20 protein-coding genes and 3 rRNA genes are annotated in these 26689 nt (G+C 69.5%); 7 read left to right on the top strand and 16 right to left on the bottom strand.

The features are described from left to right. Positions 1-33: 33 nt before the first annotated feature. Positions 34-1416: an FAD-binding oxidoreductase gene (locus tag OG933_RS33655; RefSeq protein ID WP_405630609.1), complete on the top strand. Its 1383-nt coding sequence runs from the start codon at positions 34-36 to the stop codon at positions 1414-1416. Positions 1417-1472: 56 nt separating this feature from the next. On the opposite strand, the gene OG933_RS33650 is transcribed toward OG933_RS33655, so the two are convergent. After that, positions 1473-2441, bottom strand: a complete 969-nt coding sequence (locus tag OG933_RS33650; RefSeq protein WP_362272253.1) for an LLM class F420-dependent oxidoreductase — start codon at positions 2439-2441, stop codon at positions 1473-1475. Between the two features lie 80 nt (positions 2442-2521). On the opposite strand from OG933_RS33650, the gene OG933_RS33645 reads away from it, so the two are divergent. Then, complete coding sequence (locus tag OG933_RS33645; protein WP_362272254.1) at positions 2522-4165, top strand: PucR family transcriptional regulator; 1644 nt, start codon at positions 2522-2524, stop codon at positions 4163-4165. Positions 4166-4168: 3 nt separating this feature from the next. On the opposite strand, the gene OG933_RS33640 is transcribed toward OG933_RS33645, so the two are convergent. The 5 genes from OG933_RS33640 to OG933_RS33620 all read right to left on the bottom strand — a co-directional run bounded on the left by OG933_RS33640 (position 4169) and on the right by OG933_RS33620 (position 9819). Next, entirely contained in the window at positions 4169-5296 is a 1128-nt protein-coding gene (locus OG933_RS33640) for a glycosyltransferase family 4 protein (protein WP_405630605.1), read from the bottom strand. Between the two features lie 570 nt (positions 5297-5866). Further along, positions 5867-7585, bottom strand: coding sequence for a DNA repair protein RecN (gene recN, locus OG933_RS33635; RefSeq protein WP_405633586.1), 1719 nt, complete (start codon positions 7583-7585; stop codon positions 5867-5869). Between the two features lie 156 nt (positions 7586-7741). Then, a complete protein-coding gene (locus OG933_RS33630) occupies positions 7742-8647 on the bottom strand; it encodes an NAD kinase (RefSeq protein WP_020128151.1) in 906 nt (301 codons plus the stop codon). Beyond that, the gene (locus OG933_RS33625; protein ID WP_020128150.1) at positions 8644-9459 is read right to left on the bottom strand and encodes a TlyA family RNA methyltransferase; all 816 of its coding nucleotides are present in this window, start codon (positions 9457-9459) and stop codon (positions 8644-8646) included. The genes OG933_RS33630 and OG933_RS33625 overlap by 4 nt, the downstream gene beginning before the upstream one ends. A gap of 54 nt (positions 9460-9513) precedes the next feature. Further along, positions 9514-9819 carry a hypothetical protein gene (locus tag OG933_RS33620; RefSeq protein WP_362528219.1) on the bottom strand — a complete coding sequence of 102 codons (306 nt, stop codon included), beginning with the start codon at positions 9817-9819 and terminating at the stop codon, positions 9514-9516. Between the two features lie 42 nt (positions 9820-9861). Here OG933_RS33620 and OG933_RS33615 point away from each other — a divergent pair, with 42 nt between their 5' ends. Continuing rightward, a complete protein-coding gene (locus OG933_RS33615) occupies positions 9862-10209 on the top strand; it encodes an alkyl sulfatase C-terminal domain-containing protein (RefSeq protein ID WP_405630602.1) in 348 nt (115 codons plus the stop codon). On the opposite strand, the gene OG933_RS33610 is transcribed toward OG933_RS33615, so the two are convergent. The 4 genes from OG933_RS33610 to OG933_RS33595 form a co-directional block, all read right to left on the bottom strand. Further along, complete coding sequence (locus OG933_RS33610) at positions 10193-11080, bottom strand: ABC transporter ATP-binding protein (protein WP_405630601.1); 888 nt, start codon at positions 11078-11080, stop codon at positions 10193-10195. The genes OG933_RS33615 and OG933_RS33610 overlap by 17 nt on opposite strands. Beyond that, the gene (locus OG933_RS33605; RefSeq protein WP_362528211.1) at positions 11077-12138 is read right to left on the bottom strand and encodes an iron chelate uptake ABC transporter family permease subunit; all 1062 of its coding nucleotides are present in this window, start codon (positions 12136-12138) and stop codon (positions 11077-11079) included. Before OG933_RS33605 ends, OG933_RS33610 begins: the two co-directional genes overlap by 4 nt. Continuing rightward, complete coding sequence (locus OG933_RS33600; RefSeq protein WP_362528209.1) at positions 12135-13178, bottom strand: iron chelate uptake ABC transporter family permease subunit; 1044 nt, start codon at positions 13176-13178, stop codon at positions 12135-12137. Before OG933_RS33600 ends, OG933_RS33605 begins: the two co-directional genes overlap by 4 nt. Before the next feature lie 116 nt (positions 13179-13294). After that, a complete protein-coding gene (locus OG933_RS33595) occupies positions 13295-14323 on the bottom strand; it encodes an HAD hydrolase-like protein (RefSeq protein ID WP_405630598.1) in 1029 nt (342 codons plus the stop codon). Between the two features lie 73 nt (positions 14324-14396). Here OG933_RS33595 and OG933_RS33590 point away from each other — a divergent pair, with 73 nt between their 5' ends. Beyond that, a complete protein-coding gene (locus OG933_RS33590; RefSeq protein WP_405630595.1) occupies positions 14397-15680 on the top strand; it encodes a DUF1015 domain-containing protein in 1284 nt (427 codons plus the stop codon). Between the two features lie 82 nt (positions 15681-15762). Here OG933_RS33590 and OG933_RS33585 read toward each other — a convergent pair whose 3' ends face one another. From OG933_RS33585 to OG933_RS33560, 6 genes are all read right to left on the bottom strand, one after another. Beyond that, entirely contained in the window at positions 15763-16596 is an 834-nt protein-coding gene (locus OG933_RS33585; protein WP_405633584.1) for a hypothetical protein, read from the bottom strand. After that, a complete protein-coding gene (locus OG933_RS33580) occupies positions 16488-17822 on the bottom strand; it encodes a hypothetical protein (protein ID WP_405630592.1) in 1335 nt (444 codons plus the stop codon). Before OG933_RS33580 ends, OG933_RS33585 begins: the two co-directional genes overlap by 109 nt. 201 nt (positions 17823-18023) lie before the next feature. After that, positions 18024-18140: ribosomal RNA gene (gene rrf, locus OG933_RS33575) — 5S ribosomal RNA — on the bottom strand. A gap of 101 nt (positions 18141-18241) precedes the next feature. Continuing rightward, positions 18242-21364: ribosomal RNA gene (locus OG933_RS33570) — 23S ribosomal RNA — on the bottom strand. A 320-nt stretch (positions 21365-21684) separates the two neighbouring features. Then, positions 21685-23210 (bottom strand): 16S ribosomal RNA (locus OG933_RS33565). Together the 16S, 23S and 5S rRNA genes form the textbook arrangement of a ribosomal RNA operon. Positions 23211-23749: 539 nt before the next feature. Beyond that, complete coding sequence (locus OG933_RS33560; RefSeq protein WP_405630590.1) at positions 23750-24391, bottom strand: DNA-3-methyladenine glycosylase; 642 nt, start codon at positions 24389-24391, stop codon at positions 23750-23752. 151 nt (positions 24392-24542) lie between these two features. Here OG933_RS33560 and OG933_RS33555 point away from each other — a divergent pair, with 151 nt between their 5' ends. From OG933_RS33555 to OG933_RS33545, 3 genes are all read left to right on the top strand, one after another. Next, the gene (locus OG933_RS33555; RefSeq protein WP_267020640.1) at positions 24543-25325 is read left to right on the top strand and encodes a sporulation protein; all 783 of its coding nucleotides are present in this window, start codon (positions 24543-24545) and stop codon (positions 25323-25325) included. 117 nt (positions 25326-25442) lie between these two features. Next, complete coding sequence (locus OG933_RS33550; protein ID WP_362520913.1) at positions 25443-25979, top strand: YbhB/YbcL family Raf kinase inhibitor-like protein; 537 nt, start codon at positions 25443-25445, stop codon at positions 25977-25979. A gap of 200 nt (positions 25980-26179) precedes the next feature. Continuing rightward, positions 26180-26686, top strand: coding sequence for an HNH endonuclease (locus OG933_RS33545; RefSeq protein WP_054239279.1), 507 nt, complete (start codon positions 26180-26182; stop codon positions 26684-26686). The last annotated feature ends 3 nt before the right edge of the window (positions 26687-26689 follow it).

The raw sequence follows: 26689 nt of genomic DNA, 5'->3' as shown, positions 1-26689 counted from the left end.
AGCCATCTGCCCCTGCACGGAAGGGGGCGCCTCATGGCCTCCCCATCGAAGGCGGGCGCGGCCCTCGCCGCGCTGCGCGAGGAACTGGTCGGCGACGTGTTCGCCCCGGAGGATCCGGGTTACGACGAGGCCCGGGCGGTCTTCAACTCGATGATCGACCGGCGTCCCGCGGTGATAGCCCAGTGCGTGGACGAGGCCGATGTCGTGCGGTCGGTGCGCTTCGCCCGTGACCTGGACCTGCCCATCGCGGTGCGCGGCGGCGGACACAGCGTCGCGGGCATGGCGCTGGGCGACGGGGCCCTGGTGGTGGACCTGCGCCATATGCGCGCGGTCACCGTCGACCCCGCCGCCGAGGCGGTACGGGTCGCGGGCGGGGCCACCATGAGCGACCTGGACCGTGCCTGCCAGCCCCACGGTCTGGCCACGACCGGCGGACGGGCCTCCACCACCGGCGTCGGCGGCTTCGTCCTCGGCGGCGGCACCGGCTGGCTCGACCGCTGCTGCGGGCTGGCCGTCGACAACCTGCTCGGCGTCGAGCTGGTCACCGCCGAAGGCCAGCAGGTCCACGCCAACGCCGACGAGAACCCTGACCTGTTCTGGGCGTTGCACGGCGGCGGCGGCAACTTCGGCATCGCCACCGCGCTCACCCTGAAACTGCACGAGCTGCCCGAGTTCTCCATTGCGCTGCTGCTGTACCTGCCCGAGTTCGGCGCCGAGGTCACCCGCACCTACCGGGACGTGATCACGGCCGGCCCCGACGAGGCGAGCGGCGCCGTCATCTACCTCTCCGGTCCGCCCGAGGAGTTCGTCCCGCCGCACCTGGTCGGTTCGCTGTTGTGCGGGGTGCTGCTCACGTACGCCGGTGCCGAGGCGGACATGCGCAAGCTCGCCGAACCGCTGCTGGCGATGCCGCACGAGACGGAGGTCGTCGGGGCGATGCCGTACGCCGACGTCCAGTGCATGATCGACGATCCGCCCGGGATGCGGAACTACTGGTCGGCGGAGTACCTGACGGGTGCCCCGGACGACTTCGTGGACGTGTACTGCGCCCGTGGCCGGGCCATGCCCGTGCCGACGGGCACCATGCACGCGCTGTTCCCGCAGGGCGGCGCGATCGGCGCCGGCCCGCACGAGTACCCGGTGCCCTACCGCGACGCGCCCTGGGGGGTGCACCCCTTCGGGCTGTGGGAGGACCCGGCGGACGACGAGCGGTGCGTCCGGTGGGTCCAGGACGTCCGGGCCGCCGTACAGCCCTGGAGCACGGGCGCGGTCTACCTCAACTTCATCGGCGACGAGGGTGCCGACCGGGTCGTGGCGGGCGTGGGCGAGGCGAACGCCCGGCGGCTCGCGGACCTGAAGCGGCGGTACGACCCCGACAACGTCTTCCGCTTCAACCACAACATCAAGCCGGCCTGAGAACCGTCGGCGCCCGAGCCGTCGGCCCGAGGTGCCCAGGCTGTCGGTCCGGGCCGTCAGCCCCGTGCGAGGCCCGCCAGTGCCGTCAGCGTCCGTTCCCCGGCCGGATCCGCCGCCGTCGCCGGGACGAGCGCGATCTCGTCGAGTCCCGCCTGCGCGTAGGCGTCGATCCGGGCGCGCACGGTGTCGAGGCCGCCGACCAGGCCGACGGTGGCCGCGGCTGCCGCCGGCAGGGCGCGGACGAGGGTGGCGCGGTCGGCGCCGCCCGCGGCGAGCTCGACGGCGGCCGCGAAACCGGCCTCGGCGAACACCTCGCGGTACCCCGGCACCGTCAGGTACCCGGCGATGCTGCCCAGCACCTCGGCGAGCGACTCGGGCGCCGGGTCGACGGCCGCGGGCAGCCAGGCGGCGAGCGTGGGCCGCGCACGTCCCGCCCGCCCGGCCGCCGCGTCCAGCTTGGCGCGCAGCTCACGGACCTGCTCCGGGGAGACCACGTCGAGCAGCATCCGGTCGGCGTGCGCGGCGGCCGCGGCGATCGCGCGGTCCCCGAAGGCGGCCACCGTGAGCAGGCCGCCGGGCGGCGGCAGCCGGCGCCGGAAGCTGCTGCCGGGCACGACCGGCTCACCGGGCGCGCCGTGCAGCAGGGCGCGGACGGCCGCCGCGGTCTCGGTCAGGACGGCGGCGGGGCGTACCCGGGGCCGCCCGTGCACGCCCTCCACGACGCGTTTGCTCGAGGTGCCCAGCGCCACGCCGACCGCCCGTCCACCGGTGACGGCGGAGACCGACGCGGCACCCCGGGCGAGGGAGTACGGGTCGCGCACCGACACCGGGACCGGCCCCGCCGTCAGCGCGGCCCGCTCGGTGACCCGGCCGAGCGCCGCGGCGAGCACGAACGCGTCCCAGGTCGGCCCTTCGCCCGCCCACACCTCCCGGTAGCCGAGCCGGTCGGCGAGCGCCGCGACCCGCAGCGGCTCGTCGACCGGGCTGTCGTCCTCACGGGCCACGGCCACCACACTGAAATCCATGGTCCGCCGCTACCCGGCGACGGCCGCCCCATGCCGGACGGAGCTGTCACCTGGACGTCCGCGCAGGTAGCGTCCGCTGCATGGACAGCGGCACGGACCACCGATTCGACAGCCAGAGCGCCGGCATCACCGTGCGACGCGCGCTGGAGCTGCCCGGCCTGCGCAGCGGGCTGCCCGAGATCCTCGCGGGCGCCGACCGGCTGGGCCGCACGGTGCGCTGGGTGCACGCGGGCGAGGTCCCGAACATCGCCTCGCTGCTCAAGGGCGGCGAGCTGCTGCTGACCACGGGCTACGGCCTCGGCACCCGTCCGGCCGAGCAGCGGGCGTTCGTCCGCACACTGGCCGAGCGGGGCATCGCGGCCCTGGTGATCGAGCTGGGCCCGCGCTTCACCCGGCTGCCCGCGGCCCTGGTGGAGACGGCGCGCACGACCGGGCTCCCCCTGGTCCAGCTGCACCGCGAGGTGCCGTTCGTGACCGTCACGGAGGAGATCCACACCGAGATCGTCAACGGGCACTACGCCCTGCTCCAGCAGGCCGAGGAAGTGCACCGGCGCTGTACCGAAGCGCTGCTCGGCGGGGGCGGGATACCGCAGGTCCTGGGCATCCTGGCGGACTTCAGCGGCAACCCCGTCTTCCTGGAGACGACCGAGGGCCAGCTTCTGTACGCCGCCGGAGCCGGCCCCGAGGGCGCGGACCCGCTCCAGGTGTGGGAGGGCCTGCGCGGGCCGCACAAGGACGCGCCGCCGCCCGTCGGCTCGGTGCTGGTGGACGTGCCCGGGGGCGGGCCGGGGGCGGGTTCGGTACGCGCCCGGCTCGTGCTGCTGCCCGTGCGCGCCCCTCTGGCACCAGTGCACCGGATCGCCGCCGAACGCGCGGCCGGGATCCTGGCCGTGGTGCTGATGCAGGCCCGCCAGGAGGAGGAGCTGGCGGCACGCGGCCGGGGCGACTTCCTCACCGACCTCGCCGAGGGCCGGATCGCCGCGGAGGACGCTCCGGCGCAGGCGCGCGTCCTCGGCTTCAAGCCGGGCACCAGTCCGCTGCTCCCGGTCGTCATGCGGCTGGGCGACGGCCTCTCCCCCGGCGGAGGCTGGGCGGTGCTGGCGCGGGCGGTCGCCGAGGAGCTGGCGTCGGTGGGTGTGCCCGTGCTGCTGGGCGTGCGGCCGGTGGAGGGCCGGGTGCCGTTGCTGCTGGGCCTGCGGTCGGAGTCGGAGCGCTCGGCGGTGGCGGACCGGGTCGCGGCGGCGCTGCGGGCCGGGGTGGAACGGGCCGGGATGCAGCGGCCGGGGGCCCAGCCGCCGGTGGTGGTGGTCGGGGTGGCGGGCGGCTGGGCGGCCGCCTCTGCGGGGCTCAGACACGCGGCGGAGACGGCGACCGCCGCGCAGGGCCTGTCGGACCGCCCCTGGTACGACGCCCGCCGCCTGGACATCGACCTCCTGCTGTGGCGACTGCGCGACCACCCCGATCTGGCGGCCTTCGTGGACCGCGCGATCGGCCCGGTCCGCGACCACGACCACCGCTCCAAGCCGCCCCTGCTGCCCACCCTGGAGACCTACCTCGCGCACGCGGGCCGCAAGGCGGAGACGGCCCGCGAGCTGCATCTGAACCGCCAGACGCTGTACAACCGGCTCGCCCGCATCGGCGAGTTGCTCGGCACCGACCTCGACGACCCGCAGACGGTGCTGGCGTTGAGCCTGGCGCTGCGGGCGCGGCGGCACGTGGCGTAGGGCTCAGATCATCGGCTGGGGCTGCGTCAGCTCGTCGTAGACGCTGAGGACCTGGGCGACGGTCTCGTCCTCGGTGGGCCAGCCGGCCGCCTGCCGGGCGCCCAGGTCCCGGAGGCGTTCGGCCCGTTCGGGGTCGTCGAGGAGGCGTACGGCGGCCGCGGCGAAGGCTCCCGGGTCGTGCGGCGGGACCAGTTCGGCCGCGTCGCCGACGAGTTCGCGGATGCCGCCGGTCAGGGCGGCGACGAGCGGCACGCGCGCGTGCAGGGCCTCCTGGGCCAGGACCGACCGGGACTCCTCGCCGCCGGGCAGCAGCGCGAGGTCGGCGGCGGCGAGCAGTTCGCTCACGTCGTCGCGGCGCCCCAGCAGCCGGACGGGCAGCTCCTCGTCCTCGATGCGGCGCTGGAGCTCCGCCCGCTGCGGCCCCTCCCCCGCCACCACGACCAGCGGCACCGGGTCGAGGCCGCGCCACACCCGCGCGGCGTCCAGCAGCAGGTCGTGACCGCGGTGACCGTCCAGGCACCCGACGGCCGTGAACAACGGGCGCCCTATGGCGCCGAGTTCGGCCCGCAGTTTCGAGGACGGCCGCTCGGACTCCTCGTTCCCCTCGGTCCGGCGGGGCCGGGGCAGCGCCACGGCGGCGAGCCGTGCGTCACGTGCGCCGGTCCTGCGGGCCCGGTCGACGAGGTCGGAGGTGGTGCCGAGGACCACGGTCGCCGTCCTCGCGACCCGGCGTTCCAACAGCCGCAGCAGATGGGCGCGGGCCCCCTCGGCGTGCGCGCGGTTGTGCCAGGTGACGATGAGCGGGGTGCGCCGGCCGCTGAGTGCGAGGACGGCCCGGAACGAGGCGTGCAGTCCGTGCGCGTGGACGAGGTCGGCGTCCGTGCAGGCCGCCCGGAGCGCCGCCACCGATCCCGGATCGCTGCTGCGCGGGACGTGCACGTGTTCGGCCCCGGCCCCCGTGAAGTCGTAGGTGTCATCCGCCTCGCCGGGGGCGCACACCGTCACTCGCACGCCCCGCGCGACGAGCCCCGCCGCCAGGGAACGCACGTGCGCGCTGCTGCCGGCGTTGCCGCCGCCCAGCACCTGCACGGTGCGCAACGACGACTGGCCGTGCGGTGAGTGGCTGCTCACGTGGCCGGGGCTCCTGGTTCGGCGTCGGACGGTCACGAAGAAACGTACAGAGGGACCGGGCGGAGGGGTGGACCGCTGGCGTTCCTCCACGTACTACGCCCAAGGATGCCAGCACGTACGGGTGTTCCGTGCCGCCGAGCACCCTGACACCCGGTCACGGGGTCCCCCTCATCACCCACACGGGTGAGAGAACTCGGGGTTCCGTTCGATTACCCGAGCACTGACCTCACCACCTGGCTCACCGGCCCCCGCAGATCCCGGCACCGACCCCGGCAAGCACGACGGCCGACGCGACCCGTCCACCCCCGAGGCCGACGGCCGGAGTCGCGGCCGGCGCGGCGGCGGGCCGCAGTGCCGGCCGACCGTCCGGCCTCCGTGGTTCCCGCGCTTCCGGCGTGCGCGTCCTGCGGGCGCCGGGGCGCGCGGAGCCGCCGTCGTCCCCGGGTCGGCCCGGCCGCCACCGCGAACGCCGGGCCCCCTCCCCTAGGGGTGGACATGCCCTTCACCCTCAGGAACGGGCGACGGGCGCCCGGCACCCGGACCGGTCGGCGCCCGCGCCGAACCGCGTCGCTAGCCGTCCGCGCGGGCCGTGGCCAGCAGCTCCTCGGCGTGCGCCCGGGCCGTCTCGGAGTCCTCCTGACCGGCGAGCATCCGGGACAGCTCCCGGATGCGGTCCTCGCCCTCCAGGACCTTCACGCCGGACCGGGTCACCGACCCGTCGTTGGTCTTCTCGACCAGCAGCTGCCGGTCGGCGAAGGCGGCGACCTGCGGAAGGTGGGTGACCACGACGACCTGAGCGGTCTTGGCGAGCCGGGCCAGGCGCCGTCCGATCTCGACCGCGGCCTTGCCGCCCACACCCGCGTCGACCTCGTCGAAGAGATACGTCGGCACGGGATCCGTCCCCGCGAACACGACCTCGACGGCCAGCATCACACGCGAGAGCTCACCGCCGGACGCGCCCTTGGCGATGGGCCGCGGCGGCGCGCCCGGGTGCGGGGCGAGCAGCAGCTCGACCTCGTCCGCACCGGCCGGCCCGTAGGCGACCGGACGCCCGCCGACCTCGACGCCCTCCGGGTCCTCGGTCTGCCGGATGTCGAACGACACGCGCGCGTGCGGCATGGCGAGAGAGGCCAGCTCGGCGGTCACGGCGGCGGCGAACCGCTCGGCGGCGTCCGTGCGCGCGTCCGTCAGTGCCTGTGCCAGCCCGCCGAGTTCGCCGCGCAGCGCGTCCCGTTCCGCGGTCAGCTCGTCGATGTGCTCGTCGTCGCCGTCCAGCTCGGTGAGCCGGGCGGCGCTCTGCTCGGCCCAGGCGAGCACGGAGTCCACGTCCTGCCCGTACTTGCGGGTGAGCGCGGTGAGCGCGGCCCGCCGCTCCTCGACCGCCGACAGCCGCAGCGGATCGGCGTCGAGGTCGTCGGCGTACCCCGCGAGCTCGCCCGCCACATCGCCGAGCAGGATCCCGATCTCCCCGATCCGGTCGGCGAGCGCGGCCAGCGCCGGATCGTGCGACCTGACGGCCTCCAGGGCCCGCTGCGCGCCCGCGACGAGCGTGGTGGCCTCGATGCCCTCGGGGTCCTCCGGATTACCGGCGAGGGCGGCGTGGGCGGCCGTGGCGGCGGACGACAGCGCTTCCGCGTGCCCGAGCCGCTCGGCCTCCTCCGCAAGCTCGACGTCCTCCCCCGCGCGCGGTTCGACGCCGGCGATCTCGTCGAGCCCGAAGCGCAGCATGTCGGCCTCCTGGGCCCGCTCACGCGCGCGCGTGACGATCTCCTCCAGCTCGACGGCGACGGCCCGCAGCCGCCGGTAGGCCTCGGTGTACTTGGCGAGCGGCACGGTCACCGCGTCGCCCGCGTACCGGTCGAGCGCCTGTCGTTGCCGGGACTGCTTCAGCAGCCCCTGCTGGTCCGTCTGCCCGTGGACGGCGACCAGCTCGTCGGCGAGCTCGGCGAGCACGCCCATGGGCACACTCCGCCCGCCCACGTGCGCCCGCGACCGCCCCTCGGCGGAAACGGTACGGCTGATGAGCAACGCCCCGTCGTCGAGCTCGGCCCCGGCCTCCTCGGCCCGTACCACCACCGAGGCGTTCGGGGGCACGGTGATCCGCCCCTCCACGACCGCCTTCTCGGCGCCGATCCGCACGAGCGCGGGATCAGCGCGCCCGCCCAGCAGCAGCCCGAGGCTGGTGACCACCATGGTCTTGCCCGCGCCTGTCTCACCCGTGACAGCGGTGAAGCCTGGCGACAGCTCGACGACCGCGTCGTCGATGACTCCGAGCGACCGTATCCGCATCTCCTCCAACACGGACAAGACCTTACGAGGTCGGGGGGAGGAAGTGCGACGCCCCCCGGCCCCGGAAGGGGAACCCGCAGGTGAAGAATGTGTATCGACGGCACCGTGTCACCCGGCTGAGTGCAGTCGCACCGGGGCGCCGGGGCGTACGGACCGCTAGTGACGCGCCCCTCGCCAGCCGGAGACGGGCAGCGCGAACTTCGCCACCAGCCGGTCCGTGAACGACGCGTGATGCAGCCGGGCCAGCCGGACCGGCACAGCCCCCCGCCGCACCTCCACCCGGGCACCGGCGGGCAGCTCGACGGTCCGCCGTCCGTCGCACCACAGAACGCCCGGCGGAATGTGCGGCAGCACCTCCACCGCGAGCACGGAGTCGGGCGAGGTCACCAGCGGCTTCGCGAACAGCGCGTGCGCACTGATCGGCACCATCAGCAGCGCCTCGACCTCGGGCCACACCACGGGTCCGCCCGCCGAGAACGCGTAGGCGGTCGACCCCGTCGGCGTGGACAGCACGATCCCGTCGCACCCGAACCCGGTGACCGGCCGCCCGTCGATCTCCAGCACCACTTCGAGCAGCTTCTCCGCGCCGGCCTTCTGCACGGCCGCCTCGTTCAGCGCCCAGTCGGTGTGCACGATGTCCCCGTTGCGATGCACGACGACATCGACGGTCATCCGCTCCTCGACCTCGTACGCCTTCGTCACCACCCGGTCGACGACCTTGTCGAGGTCGTCGCGCTCGGCCTCGGCGAGGAAGCCGACGCTCCCGAGGTTGACGCCCAGCATCGGCACCCCGGACGCCCGCGCGAACTCCGCGCCGCGCAGCAGCGTGCCGTCGCCGCCGAGGACGATGAGCAGCTCACACCCCTCCAGGCACTGCGGGGTGGCCTCGGAGACCAGCTCCACCTCCTCGGGCAGCGGCAGGTCGGCGGCCTCGTACTCCAGGACGCGCACCCCGATGCCCTCACGCAGCAGGCCCTTGACGACCAGCTCGGCACTGCGGATGGCCGCGGGCCGCCCGGTGTGGGCGAGCAGGAAAACAGTACGAGCTCGGTTCTGAGTCAACGCGGCCCCTCCGCAACTGCACGGTCAACATCGGCCGGGTCGAGCGCAGGCGCCCCGGCCCTGAGCCACAGAAAGTACTCGACATTGCCCGAAGGTCCGGGCAGCGGGCTGGCGGTGACACCCTTCACCCCGAGCCCCAGGTCCCACGCCTTCCCCGCCACACCGCGCACCGCCTCCGCCCGCAGCTGCGGACTCCGTACGACACCCCCGCTGCCGAGCCGTTCCTTCCCCACCTCGAACTGCGGCTTGACCATCATCACCAGGTCCGCGTCCGGCGCGGTGCACCGTGCCAGGGCGGGCAGCACCAGCCCCAGCGGGATGAAGGACAAGTCCCCCACGACAAGATCCACAGGCTTCCCATCGATCGCTTCAAGCGTCAACTCGCGTACGTTCGTACGGTCCTTGACGGTGACGCGTTCATCGCTCTGCAGAGACCACGCGAGTTGTCCGTATCCGACGTCCACGGCGACCACGTGCGCGGCCCCCGCCCGCAGCAGCACATCGGTGAACCCGCCGGTCGACGCGCCGGCGTCCAGCGCCCGCCGCCCCTCCACCAGGAGCCCCTGCGGCACGAACGCGGCCAGCGCGCCGGCGAGCTTGTGGCCGCCCCGGGACACGTAGTCGGGGTCGTCGCCGTCGACGGCGACGACGATCGCGGCCGCCGTCTCGACCTGGGTCGCGGACTTGGTCGCGACCGTCTTGCCGACGCTGACCCGCCCGGCGGCGATCAGCTGGCCGGCATGCTCACGCGAGCGCGCGAGCTTGCGGCGGACCAGCTCCGCGTCCAGACGGCGTCGTGCGACTCCTGCCACGTTCGGTTCAGCTCCTGTGTTGGTGTGACGGTCGAGCGGGGTGACCCGGAGGTCTCATTGCGGGGTGGTGGTCGGGTGACGGGTGGGAACCGGAGGTCCCGGGCGGGCGTCGAGCGCGGTGAGCGCGTCGCGCAGCCCCCGGTGTACATCCTCGTACACCTCGACGTGTCCGTCGGTGGCGAGGTGGTCGGCATCCGCCAGCCGGTCCAGCAGCGCGTCCGCCTCCGCGTTGCCGGTGGGGGTCCGCGGGACGCCCAGCGGGGCGGGTGCAGCGGGATCGTGCTCCCGCTCCCGCTCCTGTTCCTCGGGCACGGTCTCCGTCCCCGGCTCCGGCTCCGGATCCGGCGCTGTGTCGCTCATGCGAAGACGCTACCTCGAAGGCCTGGGGTACCGTCGATCACGATGGCCACGATCGAGGAGTGCCACGCCGCACTCGAGAAGCTCTCGGACAACATGCGCAGCGCCGAAGGGGACGCCCGGACGGCCGCCGCCCTGGACCGCTCGGTGAGCTGCCGGATCACCGACCTGGACGTCACGTTCGTCGGCCGGATGACGGACGGCCGGATCGTCGTGCAGGACACCCTTCAGGGGCCTCCGGTGGAGAAGGCCGAGATCAGGCTGACCATGACCGGCGACGACCTGGTCGCGCTGGTCGCCGGCGAGCTGAACTTCGCCAAGGCCTGGGCCTCGGGCCGGGTGAAGCTCGAAGCGGGGCTGCGCGATCTGTTCCAGCTCAGGAAACTTCTGTAGCGACCGCCCGCACCGCCTGCCCGGCCCGTGCCTTGCGCGCCGCCGGCACCACCAGCGGGGTCCCCGTCTCCGGGTCGTCGATGACCTGACAGCGCAGCCCGAAGACCTCCTCCACCAGCCCGGCGGTGACGATGTCGTTCGGCGTGCCCTGCGCGATCACCTCGCCGCCCTTCAGCGCGATCAGGTGGGTGGCGTACCGGGCCGCGTGGTTGAGGTCGTGCAGCACCGCGACGAGCGTGCGCCCCTGCTCCTCGTGCAGCTCGGCGCACAGGTCCAGTACGTCGATCTGGTGCTGGATGTCGAGGTAGGTCGTCGGCTCGTCGAGCAGCAGCAGCGGTGTCTGCTGGGCAAGGGCCATCGCGATCCACACCCGCTGGCGCTGACCGCCGGACAGCTCGTCGACATAGCGGTCGGCGAGCTCGGCCACCCCGGTCTGCACCATGGACTCCTGCACGATCCGCTCGTCCTCGGCCGACCACTGGCGCAGGATGCCCTGGTGCGGGTAGCGGCCGCGGCCCACGAGGTCGGCGACGGTGATCCCGTCGGGCGCGATCGACGACTGCGGCAGCAGCCCCAGCGTCCGCGCGACCTTCTTCGCGGGCATCGACTGGATGACCTGCCCGTCGAGCAGCACCCGGCCCCGACTCGGCTTCAGCATCCGCGACAGCGCCCGCAGCAGCGTCGACTTGCCGCAGGCGTTCGGGCCGACGATCACCGTGAAGGAGTTGTCCGGTATCTCCACCGACAACTGTTCGGCGATGACCCGCTGGTCATAGGCGAGGGTGACGTTCTCGGCGGACAGGCGGTTCACGGTGCTCCTTGGGTTGTTCCGGTCGGCCGGGCGGCCGTTGTCGTCGACCGCGGCGCTCATATCCGGCCCGCCCTGCGCTCGGTGACGAGGAGCCACAGCAGGTACACCCCGCCCAGCACACCGGTGACCACGCCCACGGGCAGCTGTCCGTCACCGAAGAGCCGCTGCGAGGCCCAGTCGGCGATGACCAGCAGGGCGGCGCCCATGCACAGGGACGGCACGAGGTTGGGCCCGGGCGAGCGGGTCAGGCGCCGGGCGAGCTGCGGCGCGGTGAGCGCCACGAAGCTGACGGGCCCCGCGGCGGCGGTGGCGGCCGCGGTGAGCAGCACGGCGGAGACCATCAGCACCAGCCGGACGCGCTCCACCCGCACCCCCAGCGCGTGGGAGACGTCGTCGCCCATCTCCATCATCCGCAGCCCGCGCGCGTTGGCGAGCACGAGCGGCACGAGCACGCAGGCCAGTACGAGCAGTGGCCAGACCTGCTTCCAGTCACGGCCGTCGAGGGTGCCGGTCATCCACACGACCGCGCGGGCCGCGTCGACGAAGTCGGCCTTGGTCATCAGATAGCCGTTGACCGCCGTCGCGATCGCCGAGAGGCCGATGCCGACGAGCACCAGCCGGTACCCGTGGACGCCCCGCTTCCATGCCAGCAGGTAGATGAGGGCTCCGGTCACCAGGCCGCCCACCAGCGCGCCGACGGTCACCTGGGCGGCGCTCCCGGAGAACAGCACGATCATCACGAGCGCGCCGGCCGTCGCGCCCTGCCCGAGCCCCAGCACGTCGGGGCTGCCCAGCGGGTTGCGCGCCACGGCCTGGAAGAGCGCACCGCCGAGCCCCAGCGAGGCCCCGACGAGCAGGCCCACCAGGACCCGCGGCAGCCGCAGCTCGTTGACGATGAACTCCTGACCGGCGTTGCCGTCGCCGAGCAGCGTCTTCACGACGTCCGCGGCCGGGATCGGGAAGTCGCCGGTGCCGATCAGCACCACGCTCGCGGCGAGCGCGGCCACCACCAGCGCGGCGACGACGATCAGCGCCCGCGGCTCCAGCCGGACGGAGAACCCACCCGGGGTGCGCAGCGCCCGAGGGCGGCCGTGGGTGATCTTCTGCGCGGTCTTCACAGCTGGGCCGTCCTCCGCCGTCGTACGAGAAAGATGAAGACCGGCCCGCCGATGATCGCGGTGATGATGCCGACCTGGACCTCCGAGGGCCGGGCCACGACCCGGCCGATGACATCGGAGCCCAGCAGCAGCACCGGGGACAGGACGGCCGCGTACGGCATGATCCAGCGCAGATCGGGGCCGGTGAACGAGCGGACGACGTGCGGGACCATCAGCCCGACGAAGACGATCGGCCCGCAGGCGGCGGTCGCGGCACCGCACAGCACGGTCGCGGCCAGCATCGACAGCGCCCGCGTGCGGTTGAGGTCGGCGCCGAGCGCCTTGGCGGTGTCGTCGCCCATCGCCACGGCGTTCAGCGGCCGGGCGAGGACGAACGCGAGAAGGGTGCCGACGACCAGGAAGGGCAGCACCTGCCGGATGGTCTCGTCGGTCGCCGTGGACAGCGAACCGACCGTCCAGAACCGCATCCTGGCGAGCGCCGCGTCATCCATGATCATCACGGCCTGGAGATAGCCGTAGAGCGCGGCACTGATCGCCGTGCCGGCGAGCGCGAGCCGCACCGGCGTGGCTCCCCGGCTCCCGCCGAGGAACCAGACCAGCGCACCGACGGCGGCCGCCCCGAAGAAGGCGAACCACACATAGCCGGTCAGGCTCGTGACACCGAAGTACGTGATGGCGGTGACGACGGCCGCCGAGGCGCCCGCGTTGATACCGAGCAGCCCGGGGTCGGCCAGCGGATTGCGCGTCAGCGCTTGGAGCACGGCACCGGAGAGCCCGAGCGCGGCCCCGACGAGCAGCCCCAGCACGGTCCGCGACAACCGCTCGTCGACCACGACGTCCGCGTAGGTCCCCGAGCCCTCGAACAGCCCGTGCAGCACCTGCGCCACGGACAGCTCCTTGGCCCCTACGGCGATGCTCGCCATCGCCACCAGCAGCAGGAGCGCCAGGGCGGCGAGCAATCCGACGGAACGTATCGCCCGCCGTTTTGGAGGCGCGGGGGCGGTCTCCGCGCGCTGTTCGGGAACACTGTCGACCAACACGCAGTTAGGTTAGCCTACCCTGCCAACACGCCTCGATCCCTGGTCACGCCCGCGCCAGGGTTCACAGCATCACCGCTTCGCGGCCCCACCACCCGCTCCTCTTCCGGCCCGGCGGTTCACAACCCCAGCCGCGCCAGCGCCTTCCCTCCGTCCAGCTCGCACGTCCCCTCACCGGCCGCCGTCCAGGCCGCCGCGCACAACGCCCGCAGCCCGTCCAGGGCTTCGCCGTCCCCCGCCAGCTCCAGGCTCTCGGCACCCGCGCTCGCCGTCCAGCCACCGCAGCGGAAGCCGTCGCCGTCCACGGCGACCTCGGGCTGACCGGTGAGCATCCCCCGCAGATCGGCGTCGACATACGTCGGCCGGTGCTGCGGCGGCGCGGCGAGCAGCTGCGCCCCGTCGGTGACGCCGGTGAGGACGAGCAGCGAATCGACCTCGCCGTTGAACGCCCCCTCGATGTCCGTGTCCAGCCGGTCCCCGACGACCAACGGCCGCTCGGCGCCGGTCCGCAGGATCGTCTCCCGGTGCATGGGGGGCAACGGCTTGCCCGCGACCTGCGGCTCGGCACCGGTGGCGATCCGCACGACCTGCACCGCCGCGCCGTTGCCCGGCGCGATGCCACGCCCGCTGGGGATCGTCAGGTCGGTGTTGGACGCGAACCACGGCACCCCGCGCGCGACGGCGTACGAAGCCTCCGCGAACCGCCCCCACGGCAGATCGGGCCCGCCGAACCCCTGCACCACGGCCGCCGGATCGTCGTCCGCCGACTCCACCGGCTCGAGCCCGCGTTCGCGCAGCGCGACCCGCAGCCCCTCCCCGCCGATCACCAGCACCCGCGCGCCGGCCGGCACCTGCTCACTGATCAGCCGCGCGACGGCCTGCGCCGAGGTGATGACGTCGTCGGCGCCGGTCGGTATCCCCAGCTCCGTCAGATGCCCGGCCACCGCGTCCGGCGTCCGCAGCGCGTTGTTGGTGACGTACGCGAGATGTATCCCGCCCGCACGCGCGGTGGCCAGCGACTCGACGGCGTACGCGATGGCGTTGCCCCCCGCGTACACCACCCCGTCCAGGTCGAGCAGCGCCGTGTCGTACGCCTCGCTCAGGGCCTGCCCACTGCCCTCGGGCCTCGTCCTGACGCTCCGGCTCATTCCACATCGCTCCTCGTTCGCTCCGCTTTCCCCCGATCATCCCGCATGCCACCGACAGACGTACGATGCCGGGATGAACTCAGCAGGTCACTCGGAAGCAACGGCGCCCCGAGGCCTGGAACTCACCCCGTTCCGAGGCCTGCGCTACGACCCCGACCGGGTCGGCAGTCTCGCCGCCGTCACCTCCCCGCCGTACGACGTCGTGGTCCGCCCCGACGGCCTGCACCACCTCCAGGACGCGGACCCGTACAACATCGTCCGCCTGATCCTGCCCCAGGCCACCACTCCCGCCGCCCGCAACGAACAGGCCGCCGACACCCTGCGCGGCTGGCTGGCCGAGGGCGTCCTGACCGCGGACCCCGAGCCCGCCCTGTACGTCTACGAGCAGCGCCACGCGGACGGCATGCTCCAGCGCGGGCTGATCGGCACCCTGCGGGTCTCGGAGCCCTCGGAGGGAATCGTCCTCCCTCACGAGGACGTCATGCCGCACATCGTCGCGGACCGCGCGGCCCTGATGCGCGCCACGCACGCCAACCTCGAGCCCCTCCTCCTCACCTACCGCGGCAACGGCACCGCCGCCGAGATCGTGGACCGCGCGGCGGAGCGGCCCCCGCTTCTCTCCACCACCACCGAGGACGGCTACAGCCACCGCCTCTGGGCGATCACCGACCCCGCCGAGACGGCCCGCGTCCTCACGGACCTGGCCCACCACCAGGCCCTCATCGCCGACGGACACCACCGCTGGGCGACCTACCTGCGTCTACGCGCGGAGCACCCCTCCCCCAGCCCCTGGGACCACGGTTTGGTCCTCCTGGTCGACACCGCCCGCTTCCCGTTGCGCGTCCGCGCCATCCACCGCCTGCTGCACGGCTTTCCGGTCGCCGACGCCCTGGCCGCGCTCGACGGCCGCTTCCGCGTCCAGCGCCTGGACGTCCCGCTCGCGGAGGCCCTCGACGCCCTCGCGGACGCGGTCTGCGCGGGCAACGGGTTCCTGCTGGCGGGCGACGGCGCCTTCCACCTCGTCGACCGACCGGACCCGGCACTCCTCGACCGCACGATCCCCGCCGACTTCCCCGAGGCCTGGCGCACCCTGGACGCCACGGTCCTGCACGCCACGCTCCTCGACCACATCTGGCACATCCCCGAGGACGACCCCACCCGCATCGCCTACATCCACGACACCGCCGCGACGGTACGCAAGGCGGAACGCGACGGCGGTACGGCGGTCCTCCTGCACCCCGTCCGCGAGGAGGTCGTCCGCGATCTCGCCCGGCAGGGCGTCACGATGCCCCGCAAGTCGACATCGTTCGGCCCGAAACCCGCATCGGGCCTGGTCCTGCGCGCGCTCGACCTCTGAACGCACCGCACCCCCGAACGCACGAAGGGGCGGGACCCGGTGGACACCGGATCCCGCCCCTCGCCGCTGCTACCGGCCTGCGTCAGTCCTCGTCACGGTCGACGACAACGTGCTCGGCCTCGTCACGACCGACCTGACCCTCGACCGAGTCCTCGGCCTCTTCCGCTTCCGCCGCCTGCTCGACGACAGTCTCGTCGATCTCAGTCTCGGTCTCGGTGTCGACCTCGTCCTCGTCCTCGTCCAGGGCGTCGACGAAGTCCACCCCGTCCATCTCGGCGAGCCGGTCGGAGGCGTCCGTGCTGCCGTCCCGGTCGGCCTCGAGGGCCTTCGCGAACCACTCCCGTGCCTCGCCCTCACGCCCGGCGGCGAGCAGCGCGTCGGCGTACGCGTACCTCAGCCGCGCGGTCCACGGCTGGACGGAGCCGGCAGCGAGCTCGGGGCTCTGCAACGTCACGATGGCCGCATCCAGCTGCCCCAAGTCACGCCGGGCACCCGCCGCGACGAGCCGCATCTCCACCTGGCCGGCCTTGTCGAGCTTGTTCACCTCGGGAGCACCGGCCATGTCGAGCGCCTTCTCCGGCCGCCCGAGCCCACGCTCACAGTCGGCCATGACGGGCCACAGCTCGACACCGCCGCTCATCCGCCGCGCGGCCCGGAACTCGGCGAGCGCCTCGCTGTACCTCTGGGTGGCGTACGCGGCGAACCCGCCGGCCTCCCGCACGGCGGCGACACGCGAAGCGAGCCGCAGAGCCACCTTGGAGTACCCGTAGGCACCCTCGGGGTCCTCGTCGATCAGCCGGGCGACCATCACGAGGTTCTTGGCGACATCCTCGGCGAGCGTCTTGGGCAGGCTCTGGAGCTCCTGCCGTACGTCCTTGTCGATCTCGTCGCCGGTGACGTCCTCCGGGATCGGCAGCCGCTTGATCGGCTCACGGTCCCGGTCCCGCTCGTCGCGGAAACGAGGCCCGCCGCCACGCCGGTCGTCCCGACGGTCGTCCCGCCCGTCACGGCCCCGGAACCCACCTCCGGACCCACCGGGCCGTCCACCACGGTCGTCCCGACGCGGCCCACGGTCACCCCGGTCGTAGCCACCACCACGGTTGTCGTCCCGCCGGAAGGCGGGGCGATCCCCACGGTCGTCCCGACGGTCATCACGCCGGTCATCGCGACGGAAGGGGGGACGCTCACCACGGTCGTCGCGGCGCGGCCCACGGTCACCGCGGTCATCACGCTGGAACGCCGGACGCGAACCCCGGTCATCGCGTCGGTCGTCACGACGGAAGGGGGGACGCTCGCCACGGTCGTCGCGGCGCGGGCCACGGTCACCGCGGTCATCACGCTGGAACGCCGGACGCGAACCCCGGTCATCCCGGCGGTCATCACGCCGGTCGTCACGACGGAAGGGGGGACGCTCACCACGGTCGTCGCGGCGCGGCCCACGGTCACCGCGGTCATCACGCTGGAACGCCGGACGCGAACCCCGGTCGTCACGCCGGTCATCGCGTCGGTCGTCACGACGGAAGGGGGGACGCTCACCACGGTCGTCGCGGCGCGGCCCACGGTCATCACGCTGGAACGCGGGACGCGAACCTCGATCGTCACGGCGGTCATCACGCCGGTCATCACGCCGGTCATCGCGTCGGTCATCGCGACGGAAGGGGGGACGCTCGCCACGGTCGTCGCGGCGCGGGCCACGGTCACCGCGGTCATCACGCTGGAACGCCGGACGCGAACCCCGGTCATCCCGGCGGTCATCACGCCGGTCGTCACGACGGAAGGGGGGACGCTCGCCACGGTCGTCGCGGCGCGGGCCACGGTCACCGCGGTCATCACGCTGGAACGCCGGACGCGAACCCCGGTCATCCCGGCGGTCATCACGCCGGTCGTCACGACGGAAGGGAGGACGCTCACCACGGTCGTCGCGGCGCGGGCCACGGTCACCGCGATCGTCACGCTGGAACGCCGGACGCGAACCCCGGTCATCCCGGCGGTCATCACGCCGGTCGTCACGACGGAAGGGAGGACGCTCACCACGATCATCACGGCGCGGCCCACGGTCGTCACGACGGTCGTCGCGCCGGCCCGCACCACCACGGTCGTTGTCTCGACGGAAGCCGCCACGGTCACCGCGGTCGCCGCCACGGTTGTCACGGTCCCCACTACTGTCCCGTCGCCGCTGGTCGCGCTCCGGTCGATCGTCGGGAGAGTTGGTGGACATCGGTGACTCCTGTCTTCGGTACCGCAAACATTCTCGCGCACCCGGGTACCCGGCGCGCTACAGAAAAACAAAAAGGACCCCTGGTCCCCAGCTGAACGCTGGGACCAGGGGTCCTTCCAAAGATTGTTCGGCGGTGTCCTACTCTCCCACAGGGTCCCCCCTGCAGTACCATCGGCGCTGTAAGGCTTAGCTTCCGGGTTCGGAATGTAACCGGGCGTTTCCCTTACGCTATGACCACCGAAACCCTAATGGTTTCGAGCGAACAAGCACACTTTTTACTTGTTTTCAGCTCTAGCCGGCAACAGTCGTTGCCTCAGAACTAACACAGTGGACGCGAGCAACTGAGGACAAGCCCTCGGCCTATTAGTACCAGTCAGCTTCACCCATTACTGGGCTTCCACATCCGGCCTATCAACCCAGTCGTCTACTGGGAGCCTTAACCCCTCAAGGGGGTGGGAATACTCATCTCGAAGCAGGCTTCCCGCTTAGATGCTTTCAGCGGTTATCCCTCCCGAACGTAGCCAACCAGCCATGCCCTTGGCAGAACAACTGGCACACCAGAGGTTCGTCCGTCCCGGTCCTCTCGTACTAGGGACAGCCCTTCTCAATATTCCTGCGCGCGCAGCGGATAGGGACCGAACTGTCTCACGACGTTCTAAACCCAGCTCGCGTACCGCTTTAATGGGCGAACAGCCCAACCCTTGGGACCGACTCCAGCCCCAGGATGCGACGAGCCGACATCGAGGTGCCAAACCATCCCGTCGATATGGACTCTTGGGGAAGATCAGCCTGTTATCCCCGGGGTACCTTTTATCCGTTGAGCGACGGCGCTTCCACAAGCCACCGCCGGATCACTAGTCCCGACTTTCGTCCCTGCTCGACCCGTCGGTCTCACAGTCAAGCTCCCTTGTGCACTTACACTCAACACCTGATTGCCAACCAGGCTGAGGGAACCTTTGGGCGCCTCCGTTACTCTTTAGGAGGCAACCGCCCCAGTTAAACTACCCATCAGACACTGTCCCTGATCCGGATCACGGACCCAGGTTAGACATCCAGCACGACCAGAGTGGTATTTCAACGGCGACTCACCGTGAACTGGCGTCCACGTTTCAAAGTCTCCCACCTATCCTACACAAGCCGAACCGAACACCAATATCAAACTGTAGTAAAGGTCCCGGGGTCTTTCCGTCCTGCTGCGCGAAACGAGCATCTTTACTCGTAGTGCAATTTCACCGGGCCTATGGTTGAGACAGTCGAGAAGTCGTTACGCCATTCGTGCAGGTCGGAACTTACCCGACAAGGAATTTCGCTACCTTAGGATGGTTATAGTTACCACCGCCGTTTACTGGCGCTTAAGTTCTCAGCTTCGCCACCCCGAAGAGTGACTAACCGGTCCCCTTAACGTTCCAGCACCGGGCAGGCGTCAGTCCGTATACATCGCCTTACGGCTTCGCACGGACCTGTGTTTTTAGTAAACAGTCGCTTCTCGCTGGTCTCTGCGGCCACCCCCAGCTCGAGCAGCAAGTGCTCTCACCAGACGTGGCCCCCCTTCTCCCGAAGTTACGGGGGCATTTTGCCGAGTTCCTTAACCATAGTTCACCCGAACGCCTCGGTATTCTCTACCTGACCACCTGAGTCGGTTTAGGGTACGGGCCGCCATGAAACTCGCTAGAGGCTTTTCTCGACAGCATAGGATCATCCACTTCGCCACAATCGGCTCGGCATCAGGTCTCAGACTATGTGAACGGCGGATTTGCCTACCGTTCGTCCTACACCCTTACCCCGGGACAACCACCGCCCGGGATGGACTACCTTCCTGCGTCACCCCATCACTCACCTACTGCAAGTCTGGTTCGTCGGCTCCACCACTTTCCTTTCCCCGAAGGGTCCGGAACGGCTTCACGGACTTAGCATCGCCTGGTTCGATGTTTGACGCTTCACAGCGGGTACCGGAATATCAACCGGTTATCCATCGACTACGCCTGTCGGCCTCGCCTTAGGTCCCGACTTACCCTGGGCAGATCAGCTTGACCCAGGAACCCTTAGTCAATCGGCGCACACGTTTCTCACGTGTGTATCGCTACTCATGCCTGCATTCTCACTCGTGAACCGTCCACAACTCGCTTCCGCGGCTGCTTCACCCGGCACACGACGCTCCCCTACCCATCACAGCGGGCGTTGGCCCTATAGCTGCAATGACACGACTTCGGCGGTACGCTTGAGCCCCGCTACATTGTCGGCGCGGAATCACTAGACCAGTGAGCTATTACGCACTCTTTCAAGGGTGGCTGCTTCTAAGCCAACCTCCTGGTTGTCTGTGCGACTCCACATCCTTTCCCACTTAGCGTACGCTTAGGGGCCTTAGTCGATGCTCTGGGCTGTTTCCCTCTCGACCATGGAGCTTATCCCCCACAGTCTCACTGCCGCGCTCTCACTTACCGGCATTCGGAGTTTGGCTAAGGTCAGTAACCCGGTAGGGCCCATCGCCTATCCAGTGCTCTACCTCCGGCAAGAAACACACGACGCTGCACCTAAATGCATTTCGGGGAGAACCAGCTATCACGGAGTTTGATTGGCCTTTCACCCCTAACCACAGGTCATCCCCCAGGTTTTCAACCCTGGTGGGTTCGGTCCTCCACGAAGTCTTACCTCCGCTTCAACCTGCCCATGGCTAGATCACTCCGCTTCGGGTCTTGAGCGTGCTACTGAAACGCCCTATTCGGACTCGCTTTCGCTACGGCTTCCCCACTCGGGTTAACCTCGCAACACACCGCAAACTCGCAGGCTCATTCTTCAAAAGGCACGCAGTCACGACGCATTGAGTAAACTCAATGCGCGACGCTCCCACGGCTTGTAGGCACACGGTTTCAGGTACTATTTCACTCCGCTCCCGCGGTACTTTTCACCATTCCCTCACGGTACTATCCGCTATCGGTCACCAGGGAATATTTAGGCTTAGCGGGTGGTCCCGCCAGATTCACACGGGATTTCTCGGGCCCCGTGCTACTTGGGTGTCTCTCAAACGAGCCGTTGACGTTTCGACTACGGGGGTCTTACCCTCTACGCCGGACCTTTCGCATGTCCTTCGCCTACATCAACGGTTTCTGACTCGTCTCACAGCCGGCAGACTGTGAAAGAGAGATCCCACAACCCCGTACACGCAACCCCTGCCGGGTCTCACACGTATACGGTTTGGCCTCATCCGGTTTCGCTCGCCACTACTCCCGGAATCACGGTTGTTTTCTCTTCCTGCGGGTACTGAGATGTTTCACTTCCCCGCGTTCCCTCCACACTGCCTATGTGTTCAGCAGCGGGTGACAGCCCATGACGACTGCCGGGTTTCCCCATTCGGAAACCCCCGGATCAAAGCCTGGTTGACGACTCCCCGGGGACTATCGTGGCCTCCCACGTCCTTCATCGGTTCCTGGTGCCAAGGCATCCACCGTGCGCCCTTAAAAACTTGGCCACAGATGCTCGCGTCCACTGTGCAGTTCTCAAACAACGACCAGCCACCCATCACCCCGAACCCTTAACGGATCCGAGTGCACTGGGGCCGGCACTGAAGGCAGCCATACGGCCATACCCTCAGATACCCAACAGCGTGCCCGGCACCCTCGCCACTCGTGATCAGCTTTCCACGCTCCGAAGAACAGTACTTGCAGCCCGAGATGACTGAGAATGCCGAATAATCAACGTTCCACCCATGAGCAACCAGCATCGGACGTACGCCGATGTACTGGCCTCTGAACCGGCCCCCGAAGGGACAGGCTTAGAAGTGCTCCTTAGAAAGGAGGTGATCCAGCCGCACCTTCCGGTACGGCTACCTTGTTACGACTTCGTCCCAATCGCCAGTCCCACCTTCGACAGCTCCCTCCCACAAGGGGTTGGGCCACCGGCTTCGGGTGTTACCGACTTTCGTGACGTGACGGGCGGTGTGTACAAGGCCCGGGAACGTATTCACCGCAGCAATGCTGATCTGCGATTACTAGCAACTCCGACTTCATGGGGTCGAGTTGCAGACCCCAATCCGAACTGAGACCGGCTTTTTGAGATTCGCTCCACCTCACGGTTTCGCAGCTCTTTGTACCGGCCATTGTAGCACGTGTGCAGCCCAAGACATAAGGGGCATGATGACTTGACGTCGTCCCCACCTTCCTCCGAGTTGACCCCGGCAGTCTCCTGTGAGTCCCCATCACCCCGAAGGGCATGCTGGCAACACAGAACAAGGGTTGCGCTCGTTGCGGGACTTAACCCAACATCTCACGACACGAGCTGACGACAGCCATGCACCACCTGTACACCGACCACAAGGGGGCGCCTGTCTCCAGACGTTTCCGGTGTATGTCAAGCCTTGGTAAGGTTCTTCGCGTTGCGTCGAATTAAGCCACATGCTCCGCTGCTTGTGCGGGCCCCCGTCAATTCCTTTGAGTTTTAGCCTTGCGGCCGTACTCCCCAGGCGGGGAACTTAATGCGTTAGCTGCGGCACCGACGACGTGGAATGTCGCCAACACCTAGTTCCCACCGTTTACGGCGTGGACTACCAGGGTATCTAATCCTGTTCGCTCCCCACGCTTTCGCTCCTCAGCGTCAGTAATGGCCCAGAGATCCGCCTTCGCCACCGGTGTTCCTCCTGATATCTGCGCATTTCACCGCTACACCAGGAATTCCGATCTCCCCTACCACACTCTAGTCTGCCCGTATCGAATGCAGACCCGGGGTTAAGCCCCGGGCTTTCACATCCGACGTGACAGACCGCCTACGAGCTCTTTACGCCCAATAATTCCGGACAACGCTTGCGCCCTACGTATTACCGCGGCTGCTGGCACGTAGTTAGCCGGCGCTTCTTCTGCAGGTACCGTCACTTTCGCTTCTTCCCTGCTGAAAGAGGTTTACAACCCGAAGGCCGTCATCCCTCACGCGGCGTCGCTGCATCAGGCTTTCGCCCATTGTGCAATATTCCCCACTGCTGCCTCCCGTAGGAGTCTGGGCCGTGTCTCAGTCCCAGTGTGGCCGGTCGCCCTCTCAGGCCGGCTACCCGTCGTCGCCTTGGTGAGCCATTACCTCACCAACAAGCTGATAGGCCGCGGGCTCATCCTTCACCGCCGGAGCTTTTAACCCCCACCCATGCGAGTGGAAGTATTATCCGGTATTAGACCCCGTTTCCAGGGCTTGTCCCAGAGTGAAGGGCAGATTGCCCACGTGTTACTCACCCGTTCGCCACTAATCCCCACCGAAGTGGTTCATCGTTCGACTTGCATGTGTTAAGCACGCCGCCAGCGTTCGTCCTGAGCCAGGATCAAACTCTCCGTGAATGTTTACCGGTAATCCGGTCGACACCACGAGAGCGGAACAGCCAGGCGGAATAAGCCCGGCCGTTCACAGCGTCCTCGCTGTGTTTTGTTTCAAAGGAACCTCATCCTCGGCTATCACTGCCGGGGACGGGGTATCAACATATCTGGCGTTGATTTTTGGCACGCTGTTGAGTTCTCAAGGAACGGACGCTTCCTTTGTACTCACCCGAGAGACTCTCTCAAGCTTTCCTCCGGGCGCTTCCCTTCGGTCTTGCGTTTCCGACTTTATCAGGTCCTTTTCTTGATCCGATTCCCTGTCGAGGGGATTGTCTTGGGCTTTGGGCTTTCGCCTGTCGGCCTTTCGACATTCACTACGTTAGCCGATTCCCTCCGCAACTCATAATCGAGTTCCGCCGGGTTTGAATTCGGGCATGCGGACATGCCGAATTCGCTCCCGCTGAGGGGCGTCGTAGGTAGTGGGTTGGCCGCTTCCGACTGCCGGCGAATGCCGTACCCGGGTCAAGCGGCTCGGGCTACGTTACGCTCCGGCCAACAGCGAGTCAACTTCGTCGGCGCCTGGGGACATGGGCCCGGTAAGGGCTCACCGTCGGGTCGTCGGCGACCCAGTACCGCCAGGGGTGGACCGCTCCATCGCCGGACACTCCGGTGCGCGGGCCGCTGCGTACCTGGTCGGAGGTGACCGGGGTACCGGTCAGGATCCTCAGGGGGGTGTCCCCCGGGGCGCAGGCGTCCGTGCCGTCGAGGGCTCGGTCCACGTCCAGGGCGGTGGCCAGGCGGGCAGGGCCTTTGGCCAGTTCCTTGTCATTTCGGGCCGAGAGTCGACGTTTGCGGGCCGACTCGGCGCCCTCGACGATCTCGCCGGCGCGGAGCAGGACGGCGCCGGCCGTGCCGTCCGGACCGCAGACGAGGTTCATGCAGTGCCACATGCCGTAGGTGAAGTAGACGTACACATGTCCGGGGGGACCGAACATCACGCCGTTGCGGGCCGTGGGGCCGCGATAGGCGTGGGAGCCCGGGTCGTTCGGGCCGTCGTAGGCCTCGACCTCCGTGAGGCGCAGGGTGATCGGACCGTCGGGGGTCGTACGGACGAGGTGACGGCCGAGCAGATCCTGGGCCACCTCCAGGACAGGGCGGTCGAAGAAGGTCCTGGGGAGGGGCGTACGGTCGGGGGTCGCGATCATGCTCTCCGAGCGTAGTGCAGACGCGTGGGTGCGTCGGGGTGGTCAGCGGGCATCCGCCTTGCCAGGGTGTGGGGCACGGAACCGGCCGCGCCGGGATCGCGTATGTAGGGGTCGAGGGATCCCGTAAGAAGAAGGTCGTAGAGGGAGAGACATGGCGTTCAAGAAGCTGCTCGCGAGTCTGGGGGCCGGCGGGGCTTCGGTCGAGACGGTGCTGACCGAGGTCAACGTCGTTCCGGGCGGTGTCGTGCAGGGTGAGGTGCGGATCCAGGGCGGGTCCGTCAACCAGCAGATCGAGGGGCTCTCGGTCGGGCTTCAGGCCAAGGTCGAGGTCGAGAACGGCGACCAGGAGTACAAGCAGGACATCGAGTTCACGAAGCTGCGGCTCGGGGGTGCCTTCGAGCTCCAGGCCGGTGCCGTGCACGCGGTGCCGTTCGGGCTCGAGATCCCGTGGGAGACGCCGGTCACGACGATCGACGGTCAGACGCTGCGCGGCATGAACATCGGTGTGACCACCGAGCTGGAGATCGCCCGCGCCGTGGACTCCGGTGACCTGGACCCGATCAACGTGCACCCGCTGCCGGCGCAGAAGGCGATCCTGGACGCCTTCATCCAGCTGGGCTTCCGCTTCAAGAACGCGGACCTGGAGCGCGGGCACATCCGCGGTACGCGGCAGAAGCTGCCGTTCTACCAGGAGATCGAGTTCTTCCCGCCGTCGCAGTACCGGGGGCTGAACCAGGTCGAGCTGAGCTTCGTGGCCGACGAGCACACGATGGACGTCGTGCTGGAGATGGACAAGAAGCCGGGGCTGTTCAGCGAGGGCAGTGACACCTTCCGCTCGTTCCAGGTGGGTCTGCACGACTACCAGGGAACCGACTGGACGGCGTACCTCAACCAGTGGCTGTCCGAGGTCGGCAGCAAGCGCAACTGGTTCTGACACACAGAGAGGGCCCGGAGTGCCGTACGGCGTTCCGGGCCCTCTGTGCGTCCGCGCGGGGTGCGGAGGTCGTAGGCTCCGAAGGGAGTGCTTGCCGATCGATCAGGAGGTGTCGAAGTGACCGAGCCGAAGAGGCGGCCGCTGCCCCACGATTTCCATCCGCCGGTTCCGTCGTTCACGGTCACGAGCGAGGATGTCGAGGAGGGGGCGACGCTCAAGGACGCCCAGGTCCATGCGGCGGGGAACACCTCGCCCCAGCTGCGGTGGGAGGGTTTCCCGTCCGGGGCCAAGAGTTTCGCCGTGACCTGCTACGACCCCGATGCGCCGACGGGCAGCGGATTCTGGCACTGGGTCCTGTTCGACATCCCGGCCTCGGTGACCGAGCTGCCGGCGGGTGCGGGCGGCGGCAAGTTCGAGGGGCTGCCCGAGGGCGCCGTACACGCGCGCAACGACTACGGCAGCAAGGAGTTCGGCGGGGCCGCCCCGCCGCCTGGGGACGGGCCGCACCGGTACGTCTTCACGGTGTACGCGGTGGACCAGGAGAAGCTCGGCCCGGATGCCGATGCCTCGCCCGCCGCCGTGGGCTTCAACCTGCGGTTCCACGCGATCGGCCGCGCCCAGCTGATCGGTGAGTACGAGGTTCCCGCGGAGTGATGAGTCAGCTCATCGTTCATTGAACGTTTGCCCGCCTCTGGTCTTGGAAGTGATCAGAGGCGGGCATTTTTGTTGCCGGGGGTCGCGGGGGTCACCTCCCGTGGAGCAGCAGATATTGCGTTGTCCATCTCGGCGTGCCCGGCCAGAGTTGATCCCAGCCCGCCAGGGGGTGGGCCGGTGCACACAGGAGGTGGGCTGGTATGCGGGACACGCTGGTACTGAACGCGAGCTTCGAGCCGCTGTCGACGGTGACGTTGAACCGAGCCGTCGTTCTGGTGCTTCAGGACAAGGCCGTCGTCGAGCAGGCCCACCCCGAACTGCGGATGCGCGGAGCCGAGGTCGACATCCCGGCGCCTCGTGTGATCAGGCTGTGCAGGTACGTACGGGTGCCCTTCCGAAGACAAGCTCCGTGGTCGAGGCGGGGTGTGCTGATAAGGGACCGGCACCGGTGCGCGTACTGCGGTCGCCGGGCGACGACCGTGGACCACGTGGTGCCGCGGGCGCAGGGGGGTCAGGACGTGTGGCTGAACACCGTCGCCTCGTGCGCGGAGGACAATCACCGCAAAGCGGACCGGACTCCGGAGCAGGCGGAGATGCCGTTGCTGCGGCAGCCGTTCGAGCCGACGCCGGCGGACGCGATGCTGCTGGCTCTGGGGCAGGACGACCTGGCCGCGCTGCCGGAGTGGCTGACCATGGACGCGGCGTAGCCC

This window comes from Streptomyces sp. NBC_00016 (assembly GCF_045040885.1).
Classification (GTDB): domain Bacteria; phylum Actinomycetota; class Actinomycetes; order Streptomycetales; family Streptomycetaceae; genus Streptomyces; species Streptomyces coriariae.
This window is presented reverse-complemented; position numbering and strand designations above follow the sequence as displayed.

Coding starts and splice junctions, on each gene's coding strand:
- recN (WP_405633586.1), bottom strand. CDS start 7,585: ATGCGGATACGGTCGCTCGGAGTCATCGACGACGCGGTCGTCGAGCTG.
- OG933_RS33615 (WP_405630602.1), top strand. CDS start 9,862: ATGGCCACGATCGAGGAGTGCCACGCCGCACTCGAGAAGCTCTCGGAC.
- OG933_RS33610 (WP_405630601.1), bottom strand. CDS start 11,080: ATGAGCGCCGCGGTCGACGACAACGGCCGCCCGGCCGACCGGAACAAC.
- OG933_RS33650 (WP_362272253.1), bottom strand. CDS start 2,441: ATGGATTTCAGTGTGGTGGCCGTGGCCCGTGAGGACGACAGCCCGGTC.
- OG933_RS33555 (WP_267020640.1), top strand. CDS start 24,543: ATGGCGTTCAAGAAGCTGCTCGCGAGTCTGGGGGCCGGCGGGGCTTCG.
- OG933_RS33645 (WP_362272254.1), top strand. CDS start 2,522: ATGGACAGCGGCACGGACCACCGATTCGACAGCCAGAGCGCCGGCATC.
- OG933_RS33545 (WP_054239279.1), top strand. CDS start 26,180: ATGCGGGACACGCTGGTACTGAACGCGAGCTTCGAGCCGCTGTCGACG.
- OG933_RS33655 (WP_405630609.1), top strand. CDS start 34: ATGGCCTCCCCATCGAAGGCGGGCGCGGCCCTCGCCGCGCTGCGCGAG.
- OG933_RS33590 (WP_405630595.1), top strand. CDS start 14,397: ATGAACTCAGCAGGTCACTCGGAAGCAACGGCGCCCCGAGGCCTGGAA.
- OG933_RS33595 (WP_405630598.1), bottom strand. CDS start 14,323: ATGAGCCGGAGCGTCAGGACGAGGCCCGAGGGCAGTGGGCAGGCCCTG.
- OG933_RS33620 (WP_362528219.1), bottom strand. CDS start 9,819: ATGAGCGACACAGCGCCGGATCCGGAGCCGGAGCCGGGGACGGAGACC.
- OG933_RS33560 (WP_405630590.1), bottom strand. CDS start 24,391: ATGATCGCGACCCCCGACCGTACGCCCCTCCCCAGGACCTTCTTCGAC.